Source organism: Actinomyces sp. ICM58, from assembly GCF_000283035.1.
GTDB lineage: Bacteria > Actinomycetota > Actinomycetes > Actinomycetales > Actinomycetaceae > Pauljensenia.
On record NZ_ALIY01000049.1, the window covers coordinates 1 to 4610 of the forward strand.

Annotated in this window: 5 protein-coding genes, 1 tRNA gene and 1 other RNA gene; 2 read left to right on the forward strand and 5 right to left on the reverse strand. The window is 66.9% G+C overall.

Annotation, left to right across the window (positions count from 1 at the left end):
- The 3 genes from HMPREF1138_RS02345 to HMPREF1138_RS02355 all read right to left on the reverse strand — a co-directional run.
- On the reverse strand, nt 1–335 hold a 335-nt coding region (locus HMPREF1138_RS02345), incomplete at its 3' end, for an ATP-binding cassette domain-containing protein (RefSeq protein WP_009056099.1).
- Nucleotides 336–979: 644 nt separating this feature from the next.
- The gene (locus HMPREF1138_RS02350; RefSeq protein ID WP_009056097.1) at nt 980–1348 is read right to left on the reverse strand and encodes a fluoride efflux transporter FluC; all 369 of its coding nucleotides are present in this window, start codon (nt 1346–1348) and stop codon (nt 980–982) included.
- The gene (locus tag HMPREF1138_RS02355) at nt 1345–1809 is read right to left on the reverse strand and encodes a fluoride efflux transporter FluC (RefSeq protein ID WP_039936573.1); all 465 of its coding nucleotides are present in this window, start codon (nt 1807–1809) and stop codon (nt 1345–1347) included. Before HMPREF1138_RS02355 ends, HMPREF1138_RS02350 begins: the two co-directional genes overlap by 4 nt.
- An 81-nt stretch (nt 1810–1890) precedes the next feature.
- Here HMPREF1138_RS02355 and gluQRS point away from each other — a divergent pair, with 81 nt between their 5' ends.
- Nucleotides 1891–2805 carry a tRNA glutamyl-Q(34) synthetase GluQRS gene (gene gluQRS / locus HMPREF1138_RS02360; RefSeq protein ID WP_009056101.1) on the forward strand — a complete coding sequence of 305 codons (915 nt, stop codon included), beginning with the start codon at nt 1891–1893 and terminating at the stop codon, nt 2803–2805.
- Nucleotides 2806–2941: 136 nt separating this feature from the next.
- Here the strand turns inward: gluQRS and HMPREF1138_RS02365 are convergent.
- Together HMPREF1138_RS02365 and ffs are read right to left on the reverse strand one after the other, a co-directional pair.
- A tRNA-Arg gene (locus HMPREF1138_RS02365) sits at nt 2942–3014 on the reverse strand.
- A 118-nt stretch (nt 3015–3132) separates the two neighbouring features.
- An RNA gene (ffs, locus tag HMPREF1138_RS10460) (signal recognition particle sRNA small type) lies at nt 3133–3228 on the reverse strand.
- A 152-nt stretch (nt 3229–3380) separates the two neighbouring features.
- Here ffs and HMPREF1138_RS02370 point away from each other — a divergent pair.
- On the forward strand, nt 3381–3956 hold the full coding sequence (locus HMPREF1138_RS02370; protein ID WP_009056093.1) for a YbaK/EbsC family protein: 576 nt from the start codon (nt 3381–3383) through the stop codon (nt 3954–3956).
- Nucleotides 3957–4610 lie beyond the last annotated feature (654 nt).

A 4610-nucleotide genomic window follows, 5' to 3' on the forward strand; every position in this document is an offset into this window, starting at 1 on the left:
CCCGCCAGCTTGAGCGGGTAGCCGATGTTCTCGGCCGCCGTGCGAGCGTCGAGGAGGTTCGCCGCCTGGAAGACCATGCCGATGTGGCGGCGCGCGGCGCGCAGTCGCGCGCCCGAGAGGGTCGCCAGATCGAGGCCGTCAACGACGATGCTTCCCTCGGTGGGCTTCTCGAGGGCGGTCAGACACCGGATGAGGGTGGACTTGCCCGCGCCGGATCGACCGACGATGCCGTGGATCGATCCGCGGTCAACGTGAAGGTTCACCCCATCGAGTGCGACCACTTGGCCGCCGTTTTTCACGGGGTAGACCTTGGACACCCCGGTGAGGTCAATCATGAGTTTCTCCGTTACTGGGCCGCTCGGCCCGCACAATCAGCATATGGGGGCGGCGCGCGGGAGCGCTCGGCATGCTGTTACAAAACACCGTATCGTGGCTAAACCCTCATCGGAGCTGTCGCCGCGGCGAGCGACGGACGCGAGCCCCGTCGTCCCTCGACCCCCGGCCGCGTCCCCGTCGCCCCCCGGCCTCGTCCCCGTCACCCCCCGGCCTCGTCCCCGTCACCCCTCCCCAAAAGTCGCATGCAATTTGGGTACCCTCACTTTTCTTAGCATCCGAGAAAACGTTGCAATTCCAACGATCACAATTCAAATCATGAAATAACCGCGAGGGAATTGCATGCGACATTTTTGGGTAAGGATAAGCGTGGGTCTGTGCGAACATCCGACCTCGCCCCTCGCCCCCCCGGCCTCATCCCTCCCCAAAAGTCGCACGTAATTTGGGTACCCTCACTTTTCTTAGGACCCGAGAAAACGTTGCAATTCCAACGATCACAATTCAAATCATGAAATAACCGCGAGGGAATTACGTGCGACATTTTTGGGTAAAGATCGCGCAGGCCAGGCCTGCGCTCAGTCGCGTGCAATGGCTGATAACAAGCAGAGCCAGATAACAAGCAGAGCCCGGAACGCCCCGACGAGGCTCACGCGACGGCGATGCCCACGACCGCCGCACCCCAGGACGCCGCCCACGTGCCCAGCGCGAGAACCAGCGAACGCCCCCGAAACCCGTCCGCCCACAGGGTCACCGCATCCACGAGAGCCGTCGAGAACGTCGTAAAGCCACCCAGGAACCCCGTCGACACGATCGGCATCAGGTGAGCGGGCGCAAGCTGAGTGGCCGCGCCCGCCAGAAAACAACCGATCACGTTGACGACCAGGATGCCGAGCTTCGCTCCCGCCGGGTCGCCCCACGAGGACAGGGCGCGCTGAGTCCCGCGGTCCAGCCAGAAGCGCGCGCACGCGCCCACACCGCCGGCCAGGGCCACGAACAGGAAGGTCGACACGCTCACGCTCGCCCCTCCTCGCCGCTGACAGGCCGCGCGCCCGAGGGGCCGCACAACCACTCCCCCACGCGCACGCCAACCCACGCCGACGCCGCACCCAGGGCCAGGAGACCGAGGGACTGCGAGACGGCCTCGGCGATTCCATTGAGCGACACGTAGCCCACAGACGCGACGATGTACGTCCCATACGTCGTGAACGCGCCCGCGAAACCCGTGCCGACCAGAAGCTTCAAAGTCTTCAATGACGCCGCATCGCCCACGCCGCGCGCGAGGCGCCCCGCCACCCACGCGGCCAGCGCCCCCAGCGCGAAAGCGCCCACGATATTGACGGTCAGCGTCGACCAGGACAGGAAGAGGCCTCGCACGGGGGACGCCTTCGCGACCTCATCGAGCCCCGCGCGCGCCGCCGTGCCCGCGACACCGCCCACGAAGACCGCCAACCAGTCGGGCACCCGAAAACTCGTCATGCACACCACTGTACGCCCACCGCACCGCGCACCCGGGCAAGGCACAGCGGCGAGCATGCCACAGCCTCGTACACTGGCCTCATGACGAATACTGGACGATTCGCACCCTCCCCCACGGGCGACTTCCACCTGGGGAACCTGCGCACCGCGATCCTCGCATGGGCGTGGGCGCGCACAACCGGGCGGCGTTTCGTCCTGCGCATCGAGGACATCGACCGGGAGCGCGCCGGGTCCGCCCAGCGCCAGCTCGAGGACCTGGAAGCGATCGGCGTGGATTGGGACGGCGAGCCTCTCATCCAGACCGCGCGGGCCGACGCACACGAGGAGGCGCTGGCGTCGCTGGCCGCGCGAGGCCTCATCTTCGAGTGCTACTGCACGCGTCGCGACATCCGCGAGGCCGCCTCCGCGCCCCACGTGCCGCCCGGCCACTACCCGGGCACGTGCCTGACGCTCAGCGAGTCAGAGCGCGCCGCCAAACGTGCGTCACTGGCGGCGCTCGGGCGCGAACCTGCGCTGCGTCTGGCCGCGCCCTCGCCCGAGTGGACCGTGTTCGACGAGCTGCACGGTTCCTACACCGGGCCGGTCGACCATTTCGTCGTGCGCCGCGCGGACGGGGTGCCCGCCTACAACCTGGCGGCGGTCGTCGACGACGCCTACCAGGGGGTCGACCAGGTCGTGCGCGGATTCGACCTGCTCTCGCAGGCGCCCGCGCAGGCTCAGCTCGCACACCTGCTCGGGGCGCCAGAGCCGATGTACGCGCACGTGCCGCTCGCTCTCGCGCCGTCCGGTGCGCGCCTGGCCAAGCGCGACGGCGCGGTCACGCTCGCCGATTTACGAGGCCTGGGCTGGTCCACGGCGGACGTCGTTTCGTTTATCGGGGCATCTCTTGGCGTGCCCGGGGCGCGTTGCGCCTCAGATATCGCGGAGGCCCTGGGGATTGAGGGGCTGCGTTCCTTGTCGACCGAGCCGTGGGTGGTGACGCCGCCGAGCGCGTGAGGCGCGTGGACGCGTGAGGCGTCGGACTCGTCTGGCCTCTTCGGCGCCTCGTCGGGCATGAAAAAAGCACTCCCGAAGGAGTGCTTTCCACAAATGCAGAACCCCCACCGGTGGATCGCACCGAGGGGGGCCGCTGCGCGCCCGAAGGGACTCGAACCCCCAACCTTCTGAACCGTAATCAGATGCTCTATCCATTGAGCTACGGGCGCTACGCCGTTTGGCTGGGTATAAGCTTACACGCTTCTCATTGAGATGCAAAACCAAACGATGTGGCTTGAACCACATGGTAGATATGCGTCCTGCAGTCGACCAGAATCGAGCGACATATACGAAGATCCTCCGCGCACCCGGCAGCGCACCCTTATCCTTGCTGCATTCCTGCCCTGGGGAGGTTCGGATGATACCGTCACGCGGAGGACCGGCTCCCAGCATACACGTTTTCCACCCTTGCGCGCAGCCGCGCCAGTCGCACTCATGCCAACAACAGGACCAGCCGCGGGCGACGCGCGCCGTCACAGAGGCTTGCACCATGGCCACCACCGCCTTCTAGCGAGCAGCGGGCCTACGCTGGACGCATGAGCGACATCATCATTCCCGGAGTCGGCTCGCTCGAGCCGGAGCCCGCCTTGGAACACCTGGATCTTCTTGCGGAACCGGTCGCCGCCGCACTCGCCGCACTGGCTGAGCGCGGGGTTGCCACGGCCTCGTCCGCCCTCGTGGTGGAGATCGACCCGCGGTTCGCGGACACGGAAACCATGACGCACGAGTTCGGCATGGACCTGGCCCTGTCGTCGAATTGCATCCTGGTGGCGGGCAAGCGCGCCGGAGAGGAGCGGATCGCCGCCTGCGTCGTGCGCGCGACGACGAACGCGGACGTGAACCACGTCGTGAAGAAGCGCCTCGACGTGCGCAAGGCGAGTTTCTGGCCACAGGAGCGCGCGGTCGAAGCGTCGGGCATGGAGTACGGCGGCATCACGCCGGTGGGCGTGCCCGGTTCGTGGCGTCTGCTGGTCGACTCGGCGTGCGCGGTGGGCTGGAGCTGCATCGGGTCGGGGCTGCGCCGCTCGAAGCTTTTCGTGACCGGCGAGGTCCTCGCGGCGCTCCCGGGCGCGGACATCGTCGAGGGGCTCGGCGTCCCCGTCGGTGCCTAAGGGCGACGAGGCCGGGGCTGGCACCGGGGCCGAGCGGGGCGACCAGGCTGTGGCCAAACGGGGCGACCAGGCTCGATGCTTGCGCTGGCCCCGTCTTGGCCGATGATCAGGTCGCCTTCCCAGTTGCCCGGGTTTTTCCGATCAGAAATGTCGGGGCGCTTCAATCGATCAGCCGTATCCCAGTGCTTGTTACCTGGAATCGTGGCGCGCTCACGCGGAAGCGCTTTCCCAGCACGTTAGCCCGATGACATGCACGTGGGCCCGCTAATACGAGCGTGGGCAGCCCCGCCCAGACACGGAATAGTGGGTTTACGTGCGATATTGCGGGTCAGCGCACGCTATAGCGGGTTCGCGTGCGAGCGACGCACGAGGCCAGGCGCCGTTGTGACCACAACGCAGACCACCTCGCCCACGACACCCCATTGTCGGCGTTTTTCACTGAGGTGGTCTGCACTTTGGGCGCCACGCCGCCCCGAACCGCGACCTCACCACCCCGAACCACGACCTCGCCGCCCCGAATCGCGAGCTCACCGCCAGCAAACGGGGGGAATTGCACCATTAGAGGTGCGACACGCCGGCGACACGCCGTGGCGATGCTTCTAATGCTGCAAAACCCCCCACCATTACCCGAACAGAGTCAGGTTGCGGCACCCA

Excerpts from the sequence above, each read along its gene's own strand:
- HMPREF1138_RS02355 (WP_039936573.1), bottom strand. The coding sequence starts at position 1,809 with ATGACGAGTTTTCGGGTGCCCGACTGGTTGGCGGTCTTCGTGGGCGGT.
- gluQRS (WP_009056101.1), top strand. The coding sequence starts at position 1,891 with ATGACGAATACTGGACGATTCGCACCCTCCCCCACGGGCGACTTCCAC.
- HMPREF1138_RS02370 (WP_009056093.1), top strand. The coding sequence starts at position 3,381 with ATGAGCGACATCATCATTCCCGGAGTCGGCTCGCTCGAGCCGGAGCCC.